18 protein-coding genes and 1 riboswitch are annotated in these 25,997 nt (G+C 66.4%); of the genes, 11 read left to right on the top strand and 7 right to left on the bottom strand.

What is annotated here, in order from left to right:
• Window positions 1-64: 64 nt before the first annotated feature.
• The 5 genes from AC5P9P_RS09290 to thiC form a co-directional block, all read right to left on the bottom strand.
• The gene (locus tag AC5P9P_RS09290; protein ID WP_005410938.1) at window positions 65-3,028 is read right to left on the bottom strand and encodes a TonB-dependent receptor plug domain-containing protein; all 2,964 of its coding nucleotides are present in this window, start codon (window positions 3,026-3,028) and stop codon (window positions 65-67) included.
• Between the two features lie 49 nt (window positions 3,029-3,077).
• Window positions 3,078-3,977, bottom strand: a complete 900-nt coding sequence (locus tag AC5P9P_RS09295; RefSeq protein ID WP_005414398.1) for a helix-turn-helix transcriptional regulator — start codon at window positions 3,975-3,977, stop codon at window positions 3,078-3,080.
• A gap of 114 nt (window positions 3,978-4,091) precedes the next feature.
• Window positions 4,092-6,422, bottom strand: a complete 2,331-nt coding sequence (locus AC5P9P_RS09300) for a winged helix-turn-helix domain-containing protein (protein WP_049431208.1) — start codon at window positions 6,420-6,422, stop codon at window positions 4,092-4,094.
• Between the two features lie 269 nt (window positions 6,423-6,691).
• Window positions 6,692-7,363 (bottom strand): ion channel, encoded by a 672-nt coding sequence (locus tag AC5P9P_RS09305; protein WP_005410941.1) that lies wholly within the window; start codon window positions 7,361-7,363, stop codon window positions 6,692-6,694.
• 139 nt (window positions 7,364-7,502) lie between these two features.
• Window positions 7,503-9,347, bottom strand: a complete 1,845-nt coding sequence (gene thiC / locus AC5P9P_RS09310) for a phosphomethylpyrimidine synthase ThiC (RefSeq protein WP_012481195.1) — start codon at window positions 9,345-9,347, stop codon at window positions 7,503-7,505.
• Between the two features lie 82 nt (window positions 9,348-9,429).
• Window positions 9,430-9,530, bottom strand: a riboswitch (TPP riboswitch).
• A gap of 220 nt (window positions 9,531-9,750) precedes the next feature.
• Between thiC and AC5P9P_RS09315 the strand changes: the two genes are divergently transcribed.
• Window positions 9,751-11,328: a BCCT family transporter gene (locus AC5P9P_RS09315; protein ID WP_049431212.1), complete on the top strand. Its 1,578-nt coding sequence runs from the start codon at window positions 9,751-9,753 to the stop codon at window positions 11,326-11,328.
• 638 nt (window positions 11,329-11,966) lie between these two features.
• Here the strand turns inward: AC5P9P_RS09315 and ggt are convergent.
• Window positions 11,967-13,685, bottom strand: coding sequence for a gamma-glutamyltransferase (gene ggt / locus AC5P9P_RS09320; protein WP_049453159.1), 1,719 nt, complete (start codon window positions 13,683-13,685; stop codon window positions 11,967-11,969).
• Between the two features lie 657 nt (window positions 13,686-14,342).
• On the opposite strand from ggt, the gene ilvC reads away from it, so the two are divergent.
• The 9 genes from ilvC (at window position 14,343) to leuB (ending at window position 23,997) form a co-directional block, all read left to right on the top strand.
• Complete coding sequence (ilvC, locus tag AC5P9P_RS09325) at window positions 14,343-15,317, top strand: ketol-acid reductoisomerase (protein ID WP_005410945.1); 975 nt, start codon at window positions 14,343-14,345, stop codon at window positions 15,315-15,317.
• A gap of 39 nt (window positions 15,318-15,356) precedes the next feature.
• The gene (gene ilvG, locus AC5P9P_RS09330; RefSeq protein WP_049403575.1) at window positions 15,357-17,093 is read left to right on the top strand and encodes an acetolactate synthase 2 catalytic subunit; all 1,737 of its coding nucleotides are present in this window, start codon (window positions 15,357-15,359) and stop codon (window positions 17,091-17,093) included.
• Window positions 17,077-17,328 carry an ACT domain-containing protein gene (locus AC5P9P_RS09335; protein WP_005410947.1) on the top strand — a complete coding sequence of 84 codons (252 nt, stop codon included), beginning with the start codon at window positions 17,077-17,079 and terminating at the stop codon, window positions 17,326-17,328. The genes ilvG and AC5P9P_RS09335 overlap by 17 nt, the downstream gene beginning before the upstream one ends.
• 96 nt (window positions 17,329-17,424) lie before the next feature.
• A complete protein-coding gene (locus AC5P9P_RS09340; protein WP_033835631.1) occupies window positions 17,425-18,516 on the top strand; it encodes a threonine dehydratase in 1,092 nt (363 codons plus the stop codon).
• Entirely contained in the window at window positions 18,513-20,099 is a 1,587-nt protein-coding gene (locus AC5P9P_RS09345) for a 2-isopropylmalate synthase (RefSeq protein ID WP_049403576.1), read from the top strand. Before AC5P9P_RS09340 ends, AC5P9P_RS09345 begins: the two co-directional genes overlap by 4 nt.
• 10 nt (window positions 20,100-20,109) lie before the next feature.
• Window positions 20,110-20,889, top strand: a complete 780-nt coding sequence (locus AC5P9P_RS09350) for a class I SAM-dependent methyltransferase (RefSeq protein WP_033835633.1) — start codon at window positions 20,110-20,112, stop codon at window positions 20,887-20,889.
• 60 nt (window positions 20,890-20,949) lie between these two features.
• Complete coding sequence (gene leuC / locus AC5P9P_RS09355; RefSeq protein WP_005414408.1) at window positions 20,950-22,368, top strand: 3-isopropylmalate dehydratase large subunit; 1,419 nt, start codon at window positions 20,950-20,952, stop codon at window positions 22,366-22,368.
• A complete protein-coding gene (leuD, locus tag AC5P9P_RS09360; RefSeq protein ID WP_033835634.1) occupies window positions 22,368-22,946 on the top strand; it encodes a 3-isopropylmalate dehydratase small subunit in 579 nt (192 codons plus the stop codon). The genes leuC and leuD overlap by 1 nt, the downstream gene beginning before the upstream one ends.
• Entirely contained in the window at window positions 22,936-23,997 is a 1,062-nt protein-coding gene (gene leuB / locus AC5P9P_RS09365; protein ID WP_033835635.1) for a 3-isopropylmalate dehydrogenase, read from the top strand. The genes leuD and leuB overlap by 11 nt, the downstream gene beginning before the upstream one ends.
• Window positions 23,998-24,070: 73 nt before the next feature.
• Here the strand turns inward: leuB and AC5P9P_RS09370 are convergent, their stop codons facing one another.
• A complete protein-coding gene (locus AC5P9P_RS09370; RefSeq protein ID WP_033835636.1) occupies window positions 24,071-24,844 on the bottom strand; it encodes an SDR family oxidoreductase in 774 nt (257 codons plus the stop codon).
• 117 nt (window positions 24,845-24,961) lie between these two features.
• On the opposite strand from AC5P9P_RS09370, the gene AC5P9P_RS09375 reads away from it, so the two are divergent.
• Window positions 24,962-25,867 carry a LysR family transcriptional regulator gene (locus AC5P9P_RS09375; RefSeq protein ID WP_049432929.1) on the top strand — a complete coding sequence of 302 codons (906 nt, stop codon included), beginning with the start codon at window positions 24,962-24,964 and terminating at the stop codon, window positions 25,865-25,867.
• The last annotated feature ends 130 nt before the right edge of the window (window positions 25,868-25,997 follow it).

Consider the following 25,997-nt stretch of genomic DNA (forward strand, 5'->3'; position numbering starts at 1 on the left):
CCAAACGCAAAGAGGGCGGGCCTTGCGGCCCGCCCTCCTCGTCTTGCCTTCAGGCTTCGATGGATCAGAAGCGCTGGTTGTACTGGATGAACAGGAAGCGGTCGTAATCCAGCATCGGGTCCAGCTGCACGGCACTGGCGTTGGTCACCGCGTAGGTGATCGGCGGAGTCTTGCCGAACACGTTGCGGGCACCGACGGTCACGCTGCCGTTCCACGGGGCCTGCCAGGTGGCCGAGATGTCGTGATAGACGATCGCGCCCTTCTTGTTGGCACCCAGGCCACCGCTCCAGCCACCGTTCTCGGTGTAGTAATCCGGCTGGTTGCACTCCAGGCCATTTTCCTGGTCGTAGCAGAAGTCGCGGAAGCCGCCGTAGTAACGCATGGTCCAGGTGGCCGACAGGTCGCCCTTGGTCCAGGTGCTGGCCAGGGTGCCGCGGACACGCGGGTAGTTCCAGTAGCCTGCGTAGTCATCCCATGCAGCACCCTTGGTGGCCTGCTGACGGAAGCTGGTCAGGTAGTTGGTGTCCAGGTTGAACGACAGGGTACCGAAGCTGTATTCCGGCATGCGGTAGCGGACGCCGAAGTTGTAGCCTTCGGTTTCCAGCGAGCCCAGGTTCGCGTTGCCGCGGCTCAGGCCGGTGACCTGCTGGCCGTTGGCGACGTCGCCACGGCTGTACTGGTCACAGAAGGCCTGCACACCGTTCTGGTAGCACTGGTTCAGCACGTAGTTCGCCGACAGCGCGGTGATCACGTTGTCGACAGTGATCTTGTACCAGTCCAGCGAGACGTTCAGGCCGCTGACGAAGCTCGGGCTCCAGACCAGGCCCGCGGTGCGGGTCTTGCTGGTTTCCGGCTGCAGCTTGTCGTTGCCCACACCCGAGTTGAACGGGTTGTTACCCTGGGTGTCACGGGCACTGATCGGACGACCGGCAGCGTCGGTCTGACGGAAGTCGGACGCCAGGCCTTCAGCACCGCAACGGGCTGCAACGGCCGGGTTGCTGCGCTGGCCGAACACGGCATCACACGGATCGGTGAACTTGTCGAAGGTCTGCGAACCACCACCGAACGTGTCGTCCAGGGTCGGGGCACGGAAGCCCTCGCCGTAGGTCGCACGCACCAGCAGGTCGTCGATCGGCTTCCAGGTCACGCTGAACTTGCTGTTGACCGTGTTGCCGAACTTGTCGTAGTCCGAGTAGCGGCTGGCGATATCCAGCGACAGCTCCTTGGCACCCGGCAGGTCACGCAGCAGCGGCACCATCAGTTCCAGGTAGAACTCGTTGGTCTTGTACTTGCCTTCGGTCGGCTGCGCGGCCAGCTCGGTGGTGTAACCCGAGGAGGACAGTGCGTCCGGGTGATCGTAGCCCGACACTTCGCGATGCTCGTAACCGGCAGCGAAGGCGAACTCGCCCGCATCGCCCGGCATGTCGAACAGCGAACCGGTGATGTTGGCGAAGTACTGCTTGCTCTTGCTCTGGCCGGTCGAGTTCAGCAGGGTGTTGATGTACTTCAGCGCATCCGGGGTCGCGGCGCTGGCGCCGCCCAGCAGGTCGAACGGAACGCAGCTGCCCGGGCTGGTGCCCAGCGCGATCGGGTTGGCAGCGGTGCCGCACTGGGCGACGCCATTGGCGTTGATGAACGACGGGCCGAGGGCGTTCTTCAGGGCCAGCAGGTTGATGTTGCCCGAGCTGGTCTGGGTCACGTCGAACTGGTTGTAGTTGATGCCCACATCCCAGTCGAACGGACGGTTGTTGAAGTCGAAGTTGCCTTCCAGGGCCGCGTCGAAGTGCAGCGACTTGACGTTGTTCTGGGTGATGCGCGGCAGTTCGAAGATACGACGGCCCCAGCCACCGATGTCAACGCCGGCGCCCGGGTTGGCCCAGTTGCCCAGCGGGTTGTAGATGCTGTCCTTGCTGATCGCCACCGGGAACTGCGGCTGCGAGGTGCCGGTCAGCGGGTAGCCGGCGATCTGGCGCTTGGAATCGCGCTCGGAGTACATCGCCGTCGACTTCAGACGCAGGTTGTCGTTGATGTCGTAGCTGGCCGAGGTGAACATGGTCTTCGACTCAGCGCCCTGGTTCAGCATCATCTGCTGCGAGGCGTTGTAGTAGTCGTCCAGACCAATCAGGTGGTAGTTGTTGAAGTTGTTCGACGGCTGGCCAACGCCGACCGGGGTGTCCCAGGAACCGGTGTGGTTGACCACCCAGGTGTTCGGGACCCACTTGCCAGCCTTGTTGTATTCGCCAGCACCGGCGGTGCCTTCGGCACGCGGATCGGTGAAACGACCCCACGGGCCAGCCGGGCTCAGACCGTCTTCCTTGTGGCCCTGGCCATAGGAGTATTTGGTCAGGCCACGATCCTTGGCCCACACCGGATCTTCCTTGATGTAGTTCGCGCCGAACACGATCGAGGAGCGCTCGCCGCTGGCACCCAGGGTCAGGCTGTACTGGGTCTTGGAACCGTCGCCGTGGCTGTTCTGGCCATAGTAGGCACTGGCCTCGGCGCCGTCGAAGTTCTTGCGCAGGATGATGTTGACCACGCCGGAGATGGCGTCGGAACCGTAGATCGCCGAGGCGCCGTCCTTCAGGACTTCAATGCGCTCGATCAGCGAGGTCGGGATGGTCGACATGTCGGTGAAGCCGGCCAGGCTGGTGCTCCAGCGCTTGCCGTTGACCAGCACCAGCGTGCGCTGCTCACCCAGGTTGTACAGGCTGACGTACTGGCCGCCCTGTTCCGGGTTGGACGCCAGCACGGCCGCCTTGCTGAAGGTCTGGGTGCCCGCCACGGACAGGTTCTGCAGCAGGTCGCCGACGCTGACCAGGCCCGAACGCTGGATGTCCTCATGGCTTACGGTGAGGACCGGCTGGGAGGTTTCCACATCCACCGAGCGGATGCGGGAGCCGGTGACTTCCAGGCGATCAAGGGTGGTCGGGGCACTGGCTTCCTGTGCGGAAGCAAATGCCGGTGCCAGCGCCAGCGCGATGCCGGCGGGCAGCAGGCCCAGCCGCACGGCAGGGGTGCGAACGTTCATCAATCTCTCCAAGGTACGTGTTAGTAGCGTGTTAAAACGCTCCAGCACGTTACGATTGCGTTGCGATGCTGTATTTGCGCGACCCAACCGTAGACTTTGCAGAGTGTGGCGGGAGCAAGCCGCCGTTTTCCCTGAACCGGGAGGCAGACTGCCCGTAACGGGCGCGGAAGGCCCGTGCGAAGCTGCAGCAGTTGTCGAATCCGCTGGCCGCGGCGACCTCGCCCACCATCATGTCGGTGTCGCGCAGCAGATCGGCGGCCCGCTCCAGGCGCAACCGTGCCGAAAGCGACTGGGGGCTCTCTTCATACAGGCTCTGGAAGGTCTTGGAGAGGTACCAGCTGGAGAAGTTGGTCAGCTCGGCCAGCTCGCCGATCCGCACCACGCGGTGGCTGTTGCCCTCCAGATAGAGACGGGCACGCTGCATGCGGCCGAACACCTGGCGCTTGCGGCTGCGTGAGCGACCGGGGCAGCGCTGTACATTGTCGGCCAGATCACGCTGCAGGCCGGCCAGGTGCAACAGCAGGGGCCGCAGCGCCTGCGCCGGCAGGCCGCTGTCGAGCGCATCGCGCCACAGGCGCAGGGCAACGCGGGCGTCGCCGCGGCTCATGCGACCACGACCGGCATACAGGCCGCAGTCGGCCATCTCGGACAGCACCCGCATCGCCTCCGCAGTCAGGCTGAGGCCCACGCACAGTCCGTTACGGCCGGCCTGCACCAACGGGCGCGACTCCTTCTCGAAGGCAATCCACTCACCATGGCGCAGGCGGAAACGCCCTTCCTTGGCTTCCACCCAGGAACTGCCCCGCACCTGCAGCCAGACAGTGAAGCTTGACCCTGCCGTCTGCAGGCTGCCGAGCCGGGCCACGCCCATGCAGGTCGGCGCGAGATCGTCCAGCGCCTTGTCGAGGGAGACGGTTTGGCCACGATCGGCCAGCGAGAGTTGACGCATGGGGCACCACGGGTTTGCCTGATACAGGCTTCCGTTTTGCCTAATCAGGCGTCAGCCCGTCAGGAAAATCCGCCGAGATCGCCACGAATTCGCGGCGAGAACTCAACGAAAAAATCACGAAGAGATATTTTTCTTCAGGATCAACGACTTGAGAAAGGCCGGGAACAGTGCCGGCGCCGACCGGGGCAGCTGCATGACGCCGATGTCGGCACCATCGCTGACCGCCAGTGCGACGTACAGATCCCGGCCATCGGCGCTGGCACTGATGCCGTTGCCCGCACTGAGCCGCTGCCGGTCCAGGCAGCGCTCGGGGGCTTCGGTGCCGGCCTGGATATGGATCAAGGTCGTACCGCATTCGGTCGAGTTGCCGAGATACCCGATGCCTCCGGTGCCCGCCACCGTCCAGGTGCGATAGCGCCATCGGCTGGGCCGGTCTTCACTGACCTGCTGCACGCTGGCCGGGGACAGTGCCGCATCCACCGACCACAAGCCGCCGGACGCCAGGCGTGTGAACAGCACGCGGCCATTGCCCCGATCGAAACGCGCCTGGGAGACGCCGTCGATACTGGCCAGGCGGCGCCAGGGGGTCACGCTGCGATCGAACAGGCTCAACCGGGTGCGTTGCTCTGCATCGCGCTCGACTACCAGCAGCTGCTCCGGGGTTGCCCCGTACAGGGCCTGCAGCGGCTGATCCACCGGAACCGGCAGCGGTTGCAGGTGCTCGTCGCGCGGGGCGATCTCGTAGACAACGGTACGCCCATGCTCGTCACGCCCGACCACCAGCAGCTGGCGGCTGTCGGCCGACCAGTCCGGCGCCTGCCGCCCCTCCGGACGCAGGCCCTCGATCGGCCGCAGTGAGTCGGGCCGCTGCATGTCCGCCCACCACAGCGCGAAACTGCCGGAACGATCGGAGGTGAAGACCAGCTGGCGACCGTCGGGCGCCGCCATCGGCTGCCCGTCGCGCCCACTGGACGCGAACAGCCGCTCGGCGCTGCCGCCGGCCATCGGCACCTTGAACACGCCGAACTGGGCACGGCGGTGAACGAAGGCCAGCACGTCGCCGTGGCGCGACACCGCAGGCCACTGTGCGTCGTCGAGGCCGGCATCACGCAAGGTGCGGCGCTCCACGTCCAGGTAGTACAACCGCACCTCGCTGTCCACGCGCCGGCCGAACACGATGCTGCGCCCATCGCCCAGCCAGGCCCAGCCACGCTGTTCGGCGGATTCGTTGGTCAACTGCTCCAGCTCACCGCCTCCGGCCGGCATCCGCCACAGGTCGCCCATCTGTGGATTGCGCACGAACACCAGCCACTTGCCGTCGGGCGAGTAGCGTGGCGCGTAGTCAAAATCATCCTGATCGACCGCGTAGTCCAACGCCCGCCACTGGCCGCTGGCCAGGTCGAGCACACGGATGCCGCGATGGGCGTAGCGGCCCACCATGCTGCCAAAGACCAGGCCGCGGCCATCCGGTGTCCAGTCGAAGCTGAGCAGCTCGGTTCCATCGCAACGGGTCGCCTGGCGCACGCCGCCGCCAGTGGCACTGGCGATCAGCACCTGGCAACCGCCGTCGGCTCCAAAGCGGGCAAAAGCGATCTCGCGCCCGTCCGGTGACCAGCTCGGGAAACGGTCACTGGCCCCCTTGGGCGGCAGCGCCAGCTGCCGGGCCGGCGCATTGCCCGAGGTCTGCACCTTGATCACACCACCTCCGGCGCCATCCTCGTTGGCGCCTTCGTAGGCAACCTGGGAGCCGTCCGGCGAAAGTGTGGGATAGGTTTCAAAACCACTGGTAGCGGTGATCAGGCGATAGGGACGCTGCGGGCTGCCGATCACCCGCACGCCGTTCTCGACCGCTGCATCCACCGGTGAACTCGGCTCCGGCCCGCGCCGCAGCAACAATGTGGCCATGACCAGCAGCGCGGCCAGCATCATCACACCCAGCACCCACAACAGCTGGCGGCGCAGCTGGCGCCAGCCGCGCCGGCGTGAAGGCGCTCCAGGCACGGCCAGCGCCGGAATCGTGCCGGCACCGTCCGGCGACGGCATCACATCCGCAACGGCCACCGCATCCACTTCCGCCACCGGCTCGAAGTCGTCCAGCGCCTGCACCGGTACCAGCAGCCGATAGCCGCTCTTGGCGATGGTCTCGATGTAGGCCTGGCCATTGTCGTCGTCGTTGGCGAACGCCTTGCGCAGCTGGGTGACGGCCTGGGTCAGCACGTCATTGGTCGGCAACGTATCGGGCCAGACCTCGGCAAACAGCTCTTCACGGGTGACCACGCGCCCAGGCTGCCGCATCAACACGCGAAGTACGCCCAGCGCTTTCGGCGTCAGCCGCCGCGGACGGCGCGCGCCTTCAACCTCGACCTCACGCGAGGACAAGGTAATGACACAGTCGCCGACCTGCACGCGGTCGGCGTCAATGGGCGTGAGTTCGCTGCTGTTCATTTTCCGCTATACAGTAGGGACGGGATCTGGGCAGGGCTCACCAGCAATACCGTCCCCACCGTCCCTGGACAGGGCCATCGAAAAGCCAGATTCCGCACAAAGCATCGGCGCATACCGCAAAAACAATAACGCCCCCGGATATTAGCCTAAGCCGGTTACCCCGCCTATGACGGGGTCGACACTCAGGCTCTCTCTCGCCGACGCATTCACATAATCTGCATCACCATTCGCGCCCTTTTGGGCGCGAAATTTTTATCTGGCGTTCATTTTCACATGCGCCGAAGCATGGTCAACCCGACCAGACGCGACACCACAAGGCCGATATACATGACGCCTGCGAACTGTTCGAGCATCACCAGGGCCCGTGCCTGCGGGTGCAACGGCACGACGTCACTCAATCCAACTCCGGACAACAAGCTGAAGCTCAGATAAAGCAGCTCCATCCAACTGCGCTCGGGGCCAGCAGTCGCACCCTGGAAACTGCCTGGATACCACTGTTGGCACACCGCGAATGCAAAGGCGAACCCCCAGGCCAGCAGGGTGAAGGTTGCCCCGGCTGCGAACAGTTCGTCGCGTGTTACTCGATGGTCCTGCAGCATGTAGGCGATCAATGCCCCGGCCGTATAGAAGTACAGCAGGCTTTCCAGCAGCTGCGCGGTGGTCAGCAGCGCGCTGCGGTCCAGCAGGGCGCCAGCCAGCGAGAACACCACCGATGGAATGGCCAGCAGCAATGCCAGCCACGTGCCCAGCGGACTGCGCTGGACCACCCACAGCGCCAGGCCGAGTACCGCCATGCCGAACATGCCCAGCGCCGCCCGGCCAGCGGCGGTGTCATCGAGGGCGGGATACAGCAGTACCGCGATCAACTGGGCGGCCAGGAGCCAGGCCGAAGGATGGCGGCGGGCGATGGCCAGCCAGCGGGTGGTCGTGGCAACGGGCATGGCGTCCTTTCCCCTGGGCGATGCGCGGAGGATAGCCGGGCGCGGCGTGATGAACGGTAGTGCCGGCCATTGGCCAGCACTCCCCCCGGTCCCGTGCACGACGGAATGCCGGCCGGCGGCCGGCACTACCCGTTACCCGTCACCCCTGGCGGTAGACCTCGGCCCCGCCAGCACGGAACTCCTGCGACTTCTCCTTCATGCCGGCCTCGGCGTAGTCGCGCACGTCCTGGGTGATCTTCATCGAACAGAAGTGCGGTCCGCACATCGAGCAGAAGTGGGCCAGCTTGTGCGCGTCCTTCGGCAGCGTCTCGTCGTGGAATTCCTTGGCCTTTTCCGGATCCAGGCCCAGGTGGAACTGGTCCTCCCAGCGGAACTCGAAGCGCGCCTTGCTCAGCGCGTTGTCGCGTACCTGCGCGCCCGGATGACCCTTGGCCAGGTCGGCCGCGTGCGCGGCAATGCGGTAAGCCATGATGCCGTCGCGCACGTCCTGGCGGTTGGGCAGGCCCAGGTGCTCCTTCGGCGTCACGTAGCAGAGCATGGCCGTGCCAAACCAGCCGATCATCGCCGCGCCGATCGCACTGGTGATGTGGTCGTAGCCCGGCGCGATGTCGGTCGTCAGCGGCCCCAGCGTGTAGAACGGCGCTTCGCCGCATTCGCGCAGCTGCTTGTCCATGTTTTCCTTGATCAGCTGCATCGGCACGTGGCCGGGGCCTTCGATCATGGTCTGCACATCGTGTTTCCAGGCGATCTTCGTCAGTTCACCCAGCGTTTCCAGTTCGCCGAACTGCGCCGCGTCGTTGGCATCAGCGATGCAACCCGGGCGCAGCCCGTCGCCCAGCGAGAAGGTCACGTCGTAGGCCTTCATGATTTCGCAGATGTCTTCGAAATGCGTGTAGAGGAAGTTCTCCTTGTGATGCGCCAGGCACCACTTGGCCATGATCGAGCCGCCGCGGCTGACGATGCCGGTGACACGCTTGGCGGTAAGCGGCACGTAGCGCAGCAGCACGCCGGCGTGGATGGTGAAGTAGTCCACGCCCTGCTCGGCCTGCTCGATCAGGGTGTCACGGAAGATCTCCCAGGTCAGTGCCTCGGCGCGGCCGTCAACCTTCTCCAGGGCCTGGTAGATCGGCACGGTACCGATCGCCACCGGCGAGTTGCGGATGATCCATTCGCGCGTCTCGTGGATGTGCTTGCCGGTGGACAGGTCCATCACCGTGTCACCGCCCCAGCGGATCGCCCACACCAGCTTCTCCACTTCCTCGGCGATGCCAGAAGACACCGCGCTGTTGCCGATGTTGGCGTTGATCTTGGTCAGGAAATTGCGGCCGATGATCATCGGCTCGCTTTCCGGGTGGTTGATGTTGTTGGGCAGCACCGCACGGCCACGTGCAATCTCGTCGCGCACGAACTCCGGGGTGATGACTTTCTGGATCGACGCACCGAAGGCCTCGCCCGGGTGCTGCTGCAGCAGGCCCGCATCGCGGATCGCGTCCAGGCGCTGGTTCTCGCGGATGGCGACGAATTCCATTTCCGGCGTGATGATGCCGCGGCGCGCGTAATGCATCTGGGTGACGTTGGCACCGGCACGTGCACGGCGTGGCAGGCTGCGCGCGGGGAAACGCACCGCGTCAAGCTTCGGGTCATGCTCGCGATCGCGGCCGAACGAAGAACTCAGTCCTTCAAGCTGCTCGGTATCACCGCGCTCTTCCACCCAGCCGCGACGCAGTGCCGGCAAACCAGCGGACAGATCGATGCGCACCTCCGGGTCGGTGTACGGGCCCGACGTGTCGTAAACGGTCACCGGCGCATTCTCTTCGCCGCCGAACAACGTCGGCGTACGGGTCAGCGCGATCTCGCGCATCGGCACCTGCAGATCCGGGCGTGAACCAGGCACGTGGATCTTGCGCGAGCCGGGAATGGGCCGGGTCACGGATGCGGAGAGTTGCTGGGCCTGTTGCTGCAGGGCGGAGAGCTGTGCGTTCATCGGGCATCGTCCAGGAAGGTCAGGGACGAAGCGGCGGCGCACGGCACCCGCGCACGGACGGTCCTTGGGCGGAGTCCGGGCACGGCTGCATTGCAAAGCTTCCCTACGCCGGTATGAGCCGGATCAGGTTCCAAGGGACTGTCTCAACCGTGGCCACATGGCCCGGTACCCCCGCTTCTTGGTGCGCATTAGAGCATAGACCGCCCGCCTCCGGGACCAGGTCGCCATTCGTTAACGGAACCATGACGTCGCGTTCAGTAACGTGCACGCCATCGCGTCGCTGAGATCGATGCGTTCCCCGCCGCCTTCGCGGCCCCTGCCCGGTCCATGCTGCATGCCGCCGGCCCTTCGCCGCAAGCTCTGCTCGCTCCCCTCAATCCCCCTTGATCGGAGAAGCTCCTTCATGGTGTTTCGCGTTTCCATCGCACTGGTTCTGCTGCTGGTGCTGCTCGCCGGTATCGCCCCCGGCCCCTTCAACACAGTGGTCCAGTCGATGCTGGCAGAAGTCATCCGCAGTGTCGGCTGGCTGTACCTGCTGGTGGTGTTCCTGGCGCTGGTGTTCCTGATGTACCTGGCGTTCGGCCGCTTCGGCAACCTGCGCATCGGCGGCGAGGACGCCGAACCCGAGTTCTCGCGTGCCAGCTGGATGTCGATGCTGTTCGCCGCCGGCATGGGCATCGGCCTGGTGTTCTGGGGTGCGGCCGAGCCCATCTCGCATTTCAGCAAGCCGCCGGAAGGGCTGGCACCCGAAAGCATGGACGCTGCCCGTGCTGCCATGCGCTACGTGTTCTTCCATTGGGGCCTGCACCCGTGGGCCATCTATGCGCTGATCGGCCTGGCAATGGCCTGGTTCCAATTCAACCGCAACGGCCGTGGCCAGATCAGCGACATGCTGCAACCGATCATCGGACGTCACCATCGTGGCTGGATCGGGCATGTGGTCAACATCTCCGCTGTCGTCGCCACTGCGGTTGGCGTGGCTACAGCACTGGGCTTCGGCACGGTGCAGATCGCAGCCGGCGTGGAACGCGTATTCGGCGTGCAGGCGGGCGTTCCGCTGCAGTTGACGATCATTGCGGTGGCCTTCGTTCTGTACATGGCGTCCACGCTCAGCGGCGTCGGCCGCGGCATGAAATGGCTGTCCAACTTCAACCTTGCACTGGCGGCGCTGCTGCTGGCGCTGGTGCTGGTACTCGGCCCGACTGGCGCGATCTTCAACACGTTCACCACGACGCTGGGCTCCTATCTCAACCAGCTGGTGACGATGAGCCTGCGCATGTCACCGTTCTCGTCCAGCACCTGGGTCGCGGACTGGACGATCTTCTACTGGGCCTGGTGGATTTCCTGGGCACCGTTCGTCGGTTCGTTCATCGCGCGCATCTCGCGCGGTCGCAGCGTTCGCGAGTTCGTGATCGGCGTGGTGCTGGCACCGACGCTGCTGGGCTTCTTCTGGTTCTCGGTGTTCGGTGGCACCGCGATCTGGATGCAGATCTTCGGCCAGGCCGACCTGCTGCAGGCACTGGGCAACGGCTATGAAACGGTGCTGTTCACTATGTTCGACAGCCTGCCGCTGCCGTTGCTGCTGTCGTGCATTGCGCTGGTGCTACTGATGATCTTCTTCGTGACCTCGGCTGATTCTGCGGTACTTGTGCTGGCCAGCATGTCCACGGACGACGCGGGCGAGCCATTGCGCAAGCACAAAGTGGCGTGGGGTGTCGGCATTGCGCTCGTGGCGGGTTCCTTGCTGTTGGCAGGGGGACTGGAGGCGCTGCAGGGCATGATCACCATCGCTGCGCTGCCGTTCGCGCTGCTGATGCTTCTTGTGATGGTGTCGCTGTATCGGGTGCTGGACCAGGAGTACACCCGCGAGCGACGGCAGGCGCAGCGCCAGCGGCACATGATCGATGCGTGGATCGCACGCGAGATGGCGGCGCAGGAGGAGACGCAGGCCGAGGCAGCGCGCGCGCACGATCAGGATTGAGGGTTGTTTTGCAGCCTGCGGCTGCACCGCTTTTCTCAAGCAACGACAACAGCAACCTCAAAAGCAGCTCTGGGTTGCTGCTAGTTTGGCGGGGCGGTGTGGGCTGGCAGGACACGCCGTAAACCCATCCCTGGGGGCTCGATGGCGCCTTGCTCGTGTGCGCTGTCCTGCGCACATGGCAAGACCGGGGTTGGGCATCCTGCCCAACCCGCCCGAGGCATGCCTCGGGCCCATGGCGCCAACGGTCCTGCCAGCCCACGCCGCCCCACCCCCGACAGTTTCCGTGTGACGGTGGGTTTTCCACGCTATGCGTGGATGAGGTGTATCGGAAAACAAGAAGGGGTCGGATCCGTTTTCCTTCGGAAAACGGATCCGACCCCAACCCACAGCGCGCGGCTGTTGCTGTTGCCTTTGCTTTTGATCTTCTTCCTTTTCTTCCTGCGGTGGCGGCCACGGAAACTGTCAGGGGCCGGGCGGGTGGGCTGGGCGGGGGTGTCAGCCGCATGGATGCGGCTGCCAAGCCTCCAGGGACGGATTCACGGCGTCCCCCGAACAGCCCACCCGCCCGGCCCAATCACATGATCCCGCTTCCACGAACCACCACCGCAGAGGGGGCTCAGCCCGGTGGCCGGGAAACCTCAATACCCCGCCGCCTGCCCGTCCTTGCGGCTCTCCGAAGCGCCGTAGTAAACCCCGCTCTCGGGATCGCGCATGATCGCCTGGTACCCGCCATAAGGCCCATCGGCGAACACGATGCGATGCCCCTTGCGCATCAGCGCGCGCACGGTCTCGTACGGGAAGCCGGTTTCCAGATTCACTTCACCACCATCGGTCATCGCCGTGGCCTGACCCGTCGGTTCAGTCGAGCCTTCGTGCTGGATGCGCGGTGCATCACCGGCTTCCTGCAGGTTCATGCCGAAGTCCACCAGGTTCATCACGATCTGCGCGTGGCCCTGCGGCTGCATCGCGCCGCCCATCACGCCGAAGCTGGCATACGGCTTGCCGCCCTTGGTGATGAAGGCCGGAATGATGGTCTGGAAGGGGCGCTTGCCCGGCGCGTAGCCGTTGGGATGGTTCTTCTGCAGCACGAACATCTCGCCGCGGTCCTGCAGGATGAAACCCAGACCGGGCGGTGCCATGCCGCTGCCCATGCCACGGTAGTTGGACTGGATCAGCGAAACCATCATGCCGTCGGCGTCGGCCACGGTCATGTAGATCGTGTCGCCCTCCTCCAGCTGCTTCGGCGTGCCCGGCTGCACTTCCTTCAACGCCTTGTCCATCGAGATCAGCGCACGACGCTGCGCGGCGTACTCCTTGGAGATGAGCTTCTGCACCGGTGCCGGCTGGAACGCCATGTCGGCGTAGAAACGCGCACGGTCGGCAAAGGCCAGCTTCTTCGCTTCGACAAACAGGTGCACGTGTTCCGGTGAACCGAACGGGATCTTCGAGAAGTCGTAGCCTTCCAGCACGTTGAGGATCTGCAGTGCGGCGATGCCCTGGCTGTTCGGCGGCAGTTCCCAGACGTCGTAGCCACGGTAGTTGCTGCTGACCGGTTCGACCCACTCGCCATGATGGTCAGCCATGTCCTGGTAGCTCAGGTAGCCACCGTTGGCCTTGAAGTAGTCGCCGATGGTGTGGGCGATCTCGCCCTTGTAGAAGGCGTCGCGGCCACCGTCGGCGATCTTCTGCAGGGTGCTGGCCAGGTTCGGGTTCTTCCACATCTCGCCCTTGCGCGGGGCGTGGCCGTTGATCGTGAACTGCTCCTTGAAGCCCGGGTACTGCGACAACTTGGGCACCGAGCGGTCCCAGTAGTAGGCGATCACCTCGGCCACCGGGTGACCCTCGCGGGCGTAGCGGATGGCCGGCGCCAGGTTGTCGGCCATCGGCTTGCGACCGAAGCGGTCGTGCAGCGCGAACCAGCCATCGACGGCACCCGGCACCGACACCGGCAGTGGACCGGTGGCCGGGATGTCCTTCAGGCCACGGCGCTGGAACTCGGCCAGTGTGAGCGACTTCGGCGAGCGGCCCGAGCCGTTGTAGCCGTAGAGCTTCTGCGTCTTCGGATCCCACACGATGGCGAAAAGGTCGCCGCCGATGCCGTTGCCGGTCGGCTCCATCAGGCCGAGCGCGGCGTTGGCGGCAATCGCCGCGTCCACTGCCGAACCGCCGCCCTTCATCACGTCCAGCGCGATCTGGGTGGCCAGTGGTTGCGAGGTCGCGGCCATCGCATGCGGGGCGATCACCTCCGAACGGGTGGCGAAGGTGTGGCCGGTGATGCGGTCGGCGGCGAAGGACAGCGCCGGTACGGCAGCCAATACGGCGGCGGCGAGCAGGGAACGGGCAAGGCGTCGGGACACGGTCGGGTTCCGATGGACGGGTGGTTCCCCGATCTTCGCCGGTGCGGCCTTCAAGCGGTATCGGACAGACGTCATGGACGTTGATCCTTGGGCGGAAAAATCCACCGGATTCCGCGCAAAAACCGCCCCGAAAGGAGTGAATTCGGGTTCACCGAAACACTTTCAGCAGCAACCATCCTTGTGCCGCAAGCAATTGCGCTGGATGCAGCGGAAACCGATAGAAAATCCGTCGCGAGGGTTGACACCGCCGAAATGGCTGTGTTTCTCTCGATCACATGTTGCATCACAACACGCCACCGCGAACCCACATCGAAGCCGCCGACACCGGCGCCGCCTCGCTGCGTTCGATTCTTGTGCTCGTACTTATTACCCAACCAACAGGTGCGGGACGAGCCAGCGTGTAAGCAACACACACACCGGAACTCTTCAAAAACCCGCACCCGCCCCGGTGCGGGTTTTTTCATTTCAGAACCTGGTTTCAGACGCAACCACCATGACCAACGCTCATCGCACAACCCGGACCTGCACCACCACGCCTTGTGGTGGCTGTGCCTGTGCGATGCGCGGCGCCTCCTCCACCGCTTTCCCCTGACCGGCCGGCACGTCACCTCGACGACCGGCCGTTCTTTTTTCTTCCCACCGCAAGGAACCTCCCCCATGAGCACCAACGACCTGCCCCAGACCAAGATCGCCGTCATCGGCTACGGCAGCCAGGGCCGCGCCCACGCACTGAACCTGCGCGAATCCGGCTTCGACGTGGTGGTAGGCCTGCGTCCGGGTGGGCCGACCGAAGCCAAGGCGCAGGCCGATGGCTTCACCGTGATCGCGCCCGCCGAGGCCGTGAAGGACGCCGACCTGGTTGCCGTGCTGACCCCGGACATGGTGCAGAAGAAGCTCTACAACGACGTGCTGGCGCCGAACATGAAACAGGGTGCATGCCTGCTGTTCGCGCATGGCCTGAACGTGCATTACGGGATGATCGAGCCGCGTGCCGACCTGGACGTGGTGCTGGTCGCGCCGAAGGGCCCCGGCGCGCTGGTGCGCCGTGAGTACGAGATCGGCCGTGGCGTGCCGTGCATCTGGGCGGTCTACCAGGACATCAGCGGCAAGGCCGCGCAGCATGCGCAGGCCTATGCCGCCGGCCTCGGCGGTGCGCGCGCCAACCTGATCCAGACCACCTTCAAGGAAGAAACCGAAACCGATCTGTTCGGTGAGCAGGCGGTGCTGTGCGGCGGTGCCTCGGCGCTGGTGCAGGCCGGATTCGAGACCCTGGTCGAAGCCGGCTACCAGCCGGAGATCGCCTATTACGAAGTGCTGCACGAACTGAAGCTGATCGTGGACCTGTTCTATGAAGGCGGTATCTCGCGCATGTTGGAGTTCATCTCCGAGACCGCGCAGTACGGCGACTACGTCAGCGGCCCGCGCGTGATCGATGCCGGCACCAAGGAACGCATGAAGGAGGTGCTGAAGGACATCCAGGACGGCACCTTCACCAAGAACTGGGTGGCCGAGTACGAAGCGGGCCTGCCGAACTACAACAGGTTCAAGCAGGCCGACCTGGAGCACCCGATCGAGAAGGTGGGCAAGGAACTGCGCGCCAAGATGGTCTGGTTGCAAGGACAGGCTGCGTAACCACGCGGCCCTCCCCCACCCGCTTTGCAAGGTTCCCCCATGAACTCTTCGACACATCGCAGCGCGCCGCCCAACGGCGCGCGCTGGCTGACCCAGGCGCTGGAGGCCGAAGGCGTCCGCACGCTGTTCGGCTATCCCGGTGGCACCATCATGCCGTTCTACGACGCGCTGGTGGATTCGTCGCTGAAGCACATCCTGGTACGCCATGAGCAGGGCGCGGCCCTGGCCGCCAACGGCTTCGCCCGCGCCAGCAACCAGGTGGGCGTCTGCGTGGCCACCTCCGGCCCGGGCGCCTCGAACCTGGTCACCGGCATTGCCGATGCGATGCTGGATTCGGTACCGATGGTCTGCATCACCGGCCAGGTCGGCACGCCGCTGCTGGGCACCGACGCCTTCCAGGAACTGGATGTGTTCGGCCTGACGATGCCGATCGTCAAGCACAGCTGGCTGGTGCGTAGCGTCGATGACCTGCCGCGCGTGGTGGCCGATGCGTTCCGCATTGCCCGTGAGGGTCGCCCCGGCCCGGTGCTGATCGACCTGCCCAAGGATGTGCAACTGGCCGATGCCAGCCATCTGCCGGCGCATGTGCCCAGCAGCGTCGAACCGCCGCCGGCGCCGGCCGAGGCCGCCATCGCCGAGGCCATCGCCGCGCTGGCGGCGGCCGAAAAGCCGGTGGTCTACGCAGGTGGCGGCATCGCCCTGGGTGATGCCGTGCAGGACCTGCGCGACTTCGTCGAGGCCAGTGCCATCCCCACCGTGATGACCCTGCGCGGCCTCGGTGCACTGCCGGCCCACCATCCGCAGTCGCTGGGCATGCTGGGCATGCACGGCACCCGCGCCGCCAACATGGCGGTGCAGGAAAGCGACCTGCTGCTGGTGCTGGGCGCGCGCTTCGACGACCGCGCGACCGGCAAGCTGGCCGAGTTCGCGCCATTTGCCCGCGTCGTCCACATCGATGCGGACGCCTACGAGATCTCCAAGCTGCGCACTGCCGACATCGCCGTGCCTGGCAACGTCGGTCACGCCATCCGTGCCCTGCGTGCGGCCTTCCCCTCCCCCAGGGCCCACCAGGACGCGTGGCGCAAGCGCTGTGCGCAGCACCGCGATCGCTTCGCGGCCCGCTACGACGCACCGGGCCAGCACATCTACGCCCCGGCGCTGCTGAAGCGACTGAGCGAGCTGGCCCCGGCCGATGCGGTGATCGCCTGCGATGTCGGCCAGCACCAGATGTGGGTGGCCCAGCACTGCCGCTTCAACCACCCCCGCAACCACCTGACCAGTGGCGCACTGGGCACGATGGGCTTCGGCCTGCCAGCGGCGATGGGTGCGCAGTTCGCCTGCCCGGAGCGCACCGTGGTACTGGTGTCCGGCGACGGCAGCTTCATGATGAACGTGCAGGAGCTGGCGACCATCGCCCGCTGCCGCCTGCCGGTGAAGATCGTGCTGCTGGACAACAGTTCGCTGGGCATGGTGCGGCAGTGGCAGGAACTGTTCTTCGCCGAGCGTTACAGCGAGATCGACCTGTCCGACAACCCGGACTTCGTAGCCCTGGCGCAGGTGTTCGGCATTGCCGCCACCCGCATCGACAACCGCGACGACGTGGAAGGCGGCCTGGCCGCGCTGCTGGCCGAGCCCGGCCCGGCGCTGCTGCACGTGGCCATCGATGCACGCGCCAACGTGTGGCCGCTGGTGCCGCCGAACACCGCCAACAGCACGATGCTGGAAAGCAATCCCGCCCACGCCCGCCAGGAGACCCCCAATGCAATACCGGCTTGACCTGGTGCTGCACCCGGCCGAAGGCGCGCTGCTGCGCGTGATCGGCATGGCCGAACGCCGCGGCTTTGCGCCGCGTGCGATCAGCGGTGCGCCGGTGGCCGCCGACGATGGCCGCTGGCACCTGCAGCTGGTCGTCGATGGCCAGCGCCCGGCGGAAACGCTGTGCCGGCAGATCGAGAAGATCTACGACTGCGTGTCCGTGCAGGTCACCGCCGTGGAAGGAGTATCGCCATGAACACCCGTACCGTAGCGACCACGGTGCCGGTACGGAGGCGTCTTCTTCGCCGCCCGTGCCCGCATGCGGCGGTCGCCCGCACCGCGCTGGTGGCCCATGCCGGCCGCTGACACCAGCCAGGAAAGCGATGTCGGCGACGTAAGCGTCGCCGACGTCCTGGCAGCGCAGGCCCGCCTGCGCCGCTTCCTGCCGCCCACCCCGCTGCACCACGCCGAACGCTTCGGTACCTGGCTGAAGCTGGAGAACCTGCAGCGCACCGGTTCCTACAAGGTGCGCGGCGCATTGAATGCACTGCTGGCCGGCCGCGAACGCGGCGACACCCGGCCGGTGATCTGCGCCTCGGCCGGCAACCACGCCCAGGGCGTGGCCTGGGCCGCCTATCGCCTGGATGTGCCGGCCATCACTGTGATGCCGCATGGTGCACCCGCCACCAAGATCGCCGGCGTCGCCCACTGGGGCGCGACCGTGCGCCAGCACGGCAACAGCTATGACGAAGCCTACGCCTTCGCGGTCGAACTGGCACAACGCCACGGCTACCGCTTCCTGTCCGCGTTCGACGATGCCGACGTGATCGCCGGCCAGGGCACGGTCGGCATCGAGCTGGCCGCGCATGCCCCGGACGTGGTGATCGTGCCGATCGGTGGCGGTGGCCTGGCTTCCGGCGTGGCCCTGGCGCTGAAATCACAGGGCGTGCGCGTGGTCGGCGCGCAGGTGGAAGGCGTTGATTCGATGGCACGCGCGATCCGCGGCGACGTGCGCGAGATCGCACCCGTCGCCTCGCTGGCCGACGGCGTGCGGGTGAAGATCCCCGGCTTCCTGACCCGTCGCCTGTGCACCTCGCTGCTGGACGATGTGGTGATCGTGCGCGAAGCCGAACTGCGCGAAACCCTGGTCCGGCTGGCACTGGAAGAACACATCATTGCCGAGGGTGCCGGCGCGCTGGCGCTGGCCGCTGGCCGCCGCGTCGCGGGCCGCCGCAAGTGCGCGGTGGTGTCCGGCGGGAACATCGATGCCGGCGTGCTGGCCGGCCTGCTTACCGACATCCGACCGCGCCCGCCGCGCAAGCCACGGCGACGGCGCAGCGAAACACCCCGCTCGCCCGCCAAGGCCAGCGCGCCGCCCTCCCCCATGCCTTCCCCTTCCCACCTGCAAGCCGCAACGCCCGCTGTCGAGGAGATTTCCCTGTGACCACCATCGAACGAATTACCACCCCGCGCATCCGCATCTTCGACACCACCCTGCGTGACGGCGAGCAGTCCCCCGGCTGCAGCATGAGCCCGCCGCAGAAGCTGGTGATGGCGCGTGCGCTGGACGAACTGGGCGTGGACATCATCGAGACCGGCTTCCCGGCCAGCTCGCAGTCCGACCGCGAAGCGATGGCACTGATCGGCCGCGAACTGCGCCGCCCGAGCCTGACCCTGGCGGTGCTGTCGCGCTGCCTGCAGGCCGACATCGAGACCTCGGCACGCGCACTGGAAGCCGCGGCCAACCCGCGCCTGCATGTGTTCCTGTCGACCAGCCCGCTGCACCGCGAGCACAAGCTGCGCATGACCCGCGAACAGGTACTGGAGTCGGTACGCAAGCACGTATCGCTGGCCCGTTCCTATATCAACGATGTCGAATTCTCGGCCGAGGATGCCACCCGTACCGAGCTGGACTACCTGATCGAAGTCGCGCGCGTGGCGATCGCCGCCGGCGCCACCACCATCAACCTGCCCGACACCGTCGGCTTCACCACGCCGGAAGAAATCCGCGCGATGTTCCAGCAGGTCATCGCCGGCGTCGCAGATGTACCGAACGCGACCAACGTGATCTTCAGCGCGCACTGCCACAATGATCTGGGCCTGGCCGTGGCCAACTCGCTGGCCGCCATCGAAGGCGGCGCGCGCCAGGTCGAGTGCACCATCAACGGCATCGGCGAACGCGCCGGCAACTGTTCGCTGGAAGAGATCGCGATGGTGCTGAAGGTGCGCCAGGCCTTCTACGAGCAGGACAGTTCGATCAACACCCCGCGCATCGTCGGTACCTCGCAGCTGCTGCAGCGCCTGGTCGGCATGCCGGTGCAGCGCAACAAGGCCATCGTCGGCGCCAATGCGTTCGCCCACGAATCGGGCATCCACCAGCACGGCATGCTGCGCCACCGCGGCACCTACGAAATCATGCGCCCGGAAGACGTGGGCTGGGAGGATTCGCAGATGGTGCTGGGCCGCCACAGTGGCCGTGCCGCCGTTGAAGCGCGCCTGCGTGCGTTGGGCTTCTGGCTGGAGGAAGACGAACTGAAGCTGGTGTTCGAGCAGTTCAAGGGCCTGTGCGAACAGCAGCGCGTGGTCACCGATGCCGATCTGCAGACGCTGATGCAGGGTGGTTCCAACGCACAGGGCTACCGCCTGGCCTCGATGACCATCAGCGATGTCGGCAGCCGCGCCAACGCACTGGTCGAACTGTCCGACCCGGACGGCAACCGCGTGGCCGAGACCGCGCAGGGCGACGGCCCGGTCGATGCGCTGTTCGGCGCACTGTCGGCCGCCACCGGCGTGCAGCTGATGCTGGACAGTTACCACGTGCACAGCGTCGGCATCGGCGCCGATGCGCGCGGCGAAGCCAATCTGAGCGTACGCCACGAGGGTGTGGAGTACGACGGCACCGGCACCAGCAAGGACATCATCGAAGCCTCCGCGCTGGCCTGGCTGGATGTGGCCAACCGCCTGCTGCGCCAGCGCCAGGCTGCCGCCCACAGCAACACCGACGTTGCCACCGCCGCCACCGCCTGAGGACCCCGCCATGAGCGCCTTCGACATCCCCACCCCGGCCAGCGCCGCTGGCCAGCAGTGGAACGCCCAGGACTATGCGATCGATGCCGGCTTCGTGCCGCTGCTCGGCGGCGCGGTATCGCGCCTGCTCGACCCGCGCGCCGGTGAGCGCATCCTCGACCTGGGCTGTGGCGATGGCGTACTCAGTACCGAGCTGGCGCTGAGCGGCGCACGCATCCACGGTGTGGATGCTTCGCCGGAACTGGTGGTCGCCGCCCGCGCACGCGGTGTCGACGCGCAGGTGATGGACGGCCACGCGCTGTCGTTCGACAGCGAGTTCGATGCAGTGTTCAGCAATGCCGCACTGCATTGGATGACGACTCCGGACCGCGTGCTGGAAGGCGTGCGCCGCGCCCTGCGCCCCGGCGGCCGCTTTGTCGCCGAATTCGGTGGCCACGGCAACGTGGCCACGATCATCGCGGCGGTACAGGCCGCGCGCGTGGCCCACGGCCATGGCGCCAGCACCTTCCAGTGGTATTTCCCGACCGCCGATGCCTACGCCGACCGCCTGCGCCAGCATGGCTTCCAGGTGCAACTGATCGAGTGCACGCCGCGCCCGACCGCATTGCCGACCGGCGTGGCCGGCTGGCTGCGGGTCTTCGCCGCACCACTGCTGGACGACCTGCCGGCCGAGGCCCGCGCTACCGTGCGCGAGGCCGCCACCGCGTTGCTGGCCGAGCTGCCGCGCAATGCCGCCGGCCAGCCGCTGGCCGACTACGTGCGCCTGCGCGTGCTCGCCCGCCGTCGCTGACTTGACCGTTCCGTTTTCTTTACTGATGTTCGCTCTTTCGTACTTCTGCCAGGCATACGCATGACTTCCGCACCCCGCACCCTGTACGACAAACTGTGGGACGCCCACGTGGTGGTTCCCGAAACCGACAGCGCCCCCGCCGTGCTGTACATCGACCTGCACCTGATCCACGAGGTGACCTCGCCGCAGGCGTTCACCGAACTGCGCGAGCGCGGCCTGTCGCCGCGCCGCCCGGACCGCACCAAGGCGACGATGGACCACTCCACGCCAACCCTGCCGCCTGCCGCCGACGGTACGCTTCCCTACGCCAGCGCTGCGTCCGAAGCTCAGGTCGCCACCCTGGCACGCAACTGCGCCGAGCACGGCATCGAACTGTTCGACATGGCCTCGGACAACCGCGGCATCGTCCACGTGATCGCGCCGGAACAAGGCTTCACCCAGCCCGGCATGACCATCGTCTGCGGCGACAGCCACACCTCCACCCATGGTGCGTTCGGTTCACTGGCCTTCGGCATCGGCACCAGTGAAGTCGGCCACGTGCTGGCCACGCAGTGCCTGCTGCAGCGCAAGGCGAAGACCTTCGCGATCACCGTCGATGGCCCGCTGGCGCCCGGCGTCGGCGCCAAGGACGTGGTCCTGCACATCATCGGCGTGATCGGCGTCAACGGCGGCACCGGCCACGTCATCGAGTTCCGTGGCAGCACCATCGAAGCGATGGACATGGAACAGCGCATGACCCTGTGCAACATGTCGATCGAGGCGGGTGCGCGTGCCGGCATGGTGGCACCGGACCAGGTCACCTTCGACTTCGTCGCTGCTACCCCGCGCGGCCCCAAGGGTGCCGACTTCGATGCGGCCGTCGCACGCTGGCAGCAGCTGCGCAGCGATGACGGCGCGCGCTTTGACAGCGAAGTGCACATCGACGCCGCCGACATCCGCCCGACCCTGACCTGGGGCACGCATCCGGGCACCGCCATCGCGGTGGATGCACCGATCCCCGCCGCCAACGATGCCGCCGCACAGAAGGGTCTGGACTACATGCATTTCCAGGCCGGCAAGGCGCTGGCGGGCACGCCGGTGGACGTGGTGTTCGTCGGCTCGTGCACCAATGGCCGCCTGAGCGACATGCGCGAGGTGGCGCAGGTGCTGCGCGGTCGTCGCGTCGCTGACCGGGTGCGCATGCTGGTGGTGCCGGGCTCGGAGATCGTCAAGCGCGAGGCCGAGGCCGAAGGCATCCACGAGATCGTGCGCGCGGCCGGTGCCGAGTGGCGCGAGCCGGGCTGCTCGATGTGCATCGCCATGAACGGCGATCTGGTCGCGCCCGGGCAGCTGGCCGTCAGCACCAGCAACCGCAATTTCGAAGGCCGCCAGGGTCCTGGTTCGCGCACGCTGCTGGCCTCGCCGATGAGCGCGGCGTGGGCCGCGGTGAACGGGCACGTCGCCGATACCCGCGAACTGTTCGCACAGGAGGTGGCGTGATGGCCGGTTCCCGTACCCTGACCTCGGCCAGCGTGGTGCTGCGCCAGACCAACATCGACACCGACCAGATCATTCCGGCGCGGTTCCTGTCCACCACCGAACGCGCCGGCCTGGGCCGCAACGCGTTCAATGACTGGCGCTGGCAGGCCGACGGTTCGCCGGTGGCCGACTTCGCCTTCAACCAGCCGCACAACGCCGGCCGCAGCATCCTGCTGGCGGGCCGCAACTTCGGCTGCGGCTCGTCGCGCGAGCATGCACCGTGGGCACTGACCGACCTCGGCCTGCGCGCCATCGTCAGCAGCGAGATCGCCGACATCTTCCGCGGCAACTCGCTGAAGAACGGCCTGCTGCCGATCGTGCTGGACGAAGCCGACGTGCAGGCGCTGATGCAGCGCCCGGACGACGAGCTGACCATCGACGTGGCCGCGCGCGAGCTGCGCACGCCCGATGGGCGCGTCTATTCCTTCCCGCTGGATGGCTTCTCGCAGACCTGCCTGCTGGAAGGCGTCGACCAGTTGGGGTATCTGTTGGGCCGTGTCCCTGAAATCGAACGCTACGAGAGTGAGCATGCACGCTGAAATTGTTGTCCTGCCCGGTGATGGCATCGGCCCGGAAGTGGCCGCCGCGGCAGTCGCCGTCCTGAAGTCTGTCGCCACACGCTTCAACCACACCTTCACCTTCAGCGAGCACGACATCGGTGGCATCGCCATCGACCGCCACGGCGAGCCGCTGCCGGCCTCTACGTTGACTGCCTGCCAGGTCGCCAACGCGGTGCTGCTGGGTGCGGTCGGCGGCCCGAAGTGGTCCGATCCCAACGCCAAGGTGCGCCCGGAACAGGGCCTGCTGGCGATCCGCAAGGCGCTGGGCCTGTATGCCAACCTGCGCCCGGTGCGTACCCATGAGGCCGCGCTGCACGCGTCGCCGATCAAGGCCGAACTGCTGCAGGGCGTGGACTTCGTGGTGGTGCGCGAGCTGACCGGCGGCATCTACTTCGGTGACAAGACCCGCGATGCCGACAGCGCCAGCGACCTGTGCCGCTACACCGTGGCCGAAATCGAGCGCGTGCTGCGTAGTGCGTTCCGCCTGGCGCAACAGCGCCGGGGCAAGGTGACTTCGGTGGACAAGGCCAACGTGCTGGAGACCTCGCGCCTGTGGCGCGACGTGGCCGCGCGCATCGGCCGCGAGGAATTCCCGGACGTTGCACTGGAGCACCAGCTGGTCGATTCCATGGCCATGCATCTGCTGGCCAAGCCGCGCGAGTACGACGTGATCGTCACCGAGAACATGTTCGGCGACATCCTCACCGACGAAGCCTCGATGCTGGCCGGCTCGCTGGGCCTGCTGCCGTCGGCCTCGCTGGGCGAGCCGGGCGCGGTCGGCATCTACGAACCGATCCATGGTTCGGCCCCGGATATCGCTGGCAAGGGCATCGCCAATCCGTACGCGACGATCTTCAGCGCCGCGATGCTGCTGCGCCATTCGCTGGGTTTGGAAACGGAAGCCGCTGCGGTGGAAGCCGCCGTGCACGCCGTGCTGGACGACGGCGTGTTCACCGCCGATCTGGCCGCCAAGGGCCAGGCGGTGAGCACGGCAGCCGCCACCGACGCAGTGCTGGCCAAACTCAACTGATCCGATAGCGCCACGCCATGCGTGGCGCCTCTCCCTCCGGACATTGCGGGCAGCCACCCATGGGGTGGCTACATTATTTGGTGGTGTACCCACCATTGACCAGGATGGTCTGCCCGGTCATCCACCAGCCATCGGTCACCAGGAAGCGGATCCACGGCACGATGTCGGCGATGTCGGTCAGGCCGGTGCGGGTGAACGCCGAGAGCGCGGCCGCGGTCTTGTGGTACGCCTGCGCATCGGCACTCTCGGCCGGGTAGAAGAACGGCGTGTCCATCGGGCCCGGCCCGATCGCAGTCACCGAGATGCCGCGCTCACCGAACTCCTTGGACGCCGCGCGGGTGAAATGCTCAACCGGCGCCTTGGTGCCGGCATAGCTGGAATAGAACGGCGTGAACGCACCCAGCAGTGAGGTGACCAGAGTGCAGACGCGGCCACCGTCGTTGACGTGGCGTCCAGCCTCCTTGAGAAAGAAGAACGCGGCCTTGGCGTTGACCGCGCTCATCTCGTCGTACTCGGCTTCGCTGATCTCCAGCAGCGGCTTCTTCAGCACCTTGCCGACCGTATTGATGGCGATGTCGGGACGGCCGACTGCGGCCACGGCATCGGCGAACAAGCGCTCCATCGCTGCCGCCGACGTCAGGTCGCCCTGCAGGGCAACGGCCTTGCTGCCAGCGGCCTGCACGGCGGCGACGGTCGCCTCTGCATCGGCCTGGGTGGCGGCGCTGTTGTAGTGGATGACGATGGCTTTGGCGCCCTGGCTGGCGAAGTCGCGGGCGATCAGTCCGCCCAGGTTCTTGGCGCCACCGGCAATCAGCACGGTCCTGCCCTTGAGGGAATGGTCGGTCATGGCGTCGGTCTCGGGAGGGGGCTGCCCGGGGTGGCAACCCTGCCCTGACGACGATATCGTGCAGAAAATGCGGATAAAGCCCGCCGCATTGACTTAACCTTCCAGAGCCAGCGAACAATGGACCGGATCGATCGCTTCCGCATCTTCACCCGGGTGGTGGAGTGCGCCAGCTTCACCCGCGCCGCCGACCAGCTCGGCCTGCCCCGCTCCACCGTCTCGGCAGCCATTGCGGAGCTGGAGCAGCGGCTCGGCACCCGCCTGCTGCAGCGCTCGACCCGACGGGTGTCGACCACCCACGACGGCGACGTGTTCCATGCCCGCTGCCTGCGCCTGATCGCCGAAGTTGAAGACGCCGAAGCGCTGTTCCGGCAGGACGACGCGCAGCCGGTGGGCCAGCTGAAGATCGACGTGCCCAGCCGCATCGGCCGCCGCATCCTCGCCCCGGCGCTGCCCGACTTCTTCGCGCGCTATCCGCAGGTGGAAGTCGACCTGGGCATGACCGACCGCGCGGTGAACCTGATCGAAGACGGCTGCGACGCCGTGCTGCGGGTCGGGCAGTTGGGCGATTCCAGCCTGGTCGCGCGCACGCTGGGCCAGCTCGACTTCGTCAACGTGGCCGCGCCGGCCTACCTGCGCGAGTACGGTGTGCCGCAGCAACCTGCCGACCTGCAGCAGCACCGGGCGGTGAACTACGCGTCGCCGACCACGGCGCGGGTGGAAGCGTGGGAATGGCAGGAGGGTACGCAGCTACGCACATTGCCGATGCCCGGCTGGGTGCGGGTGAACAGTGCAGAAGCGTCGATCGCGTGCTGTGTGGCGGGGCTGGGGCTGCTGCAGATTCCGCGCTACGACGTGCAGGCCGAACTGCAGTCAGGCGCATTGGTGGAGGTGATGCCGCAGTACGTGGCGCAGCCGTTACCGGTGACCCTGCTGCAGCCGCACCGGCAACACCGCGCGCAACGCGTGCAGGTGTTCATCGAATGGCTGCTGCCAGTGCTACGGAGCGGCCTGCAGCTACAGTAGATCCACGCCATGCGTGGATGCGTGCTGCAGTGCCAACCAAGGTTGGCACCTACCAGGGCAAAGACCAGCTGCTGTAGATCCACGCCATGCGTGGATGCGTGCCGCAGTGCCAACCAAGGTTGGCACCTAC

The sequence above is a fragment of the Stenotrophomonas sp. YJH_SMC_14-1 genome (genome assembly GCF_059372275.1).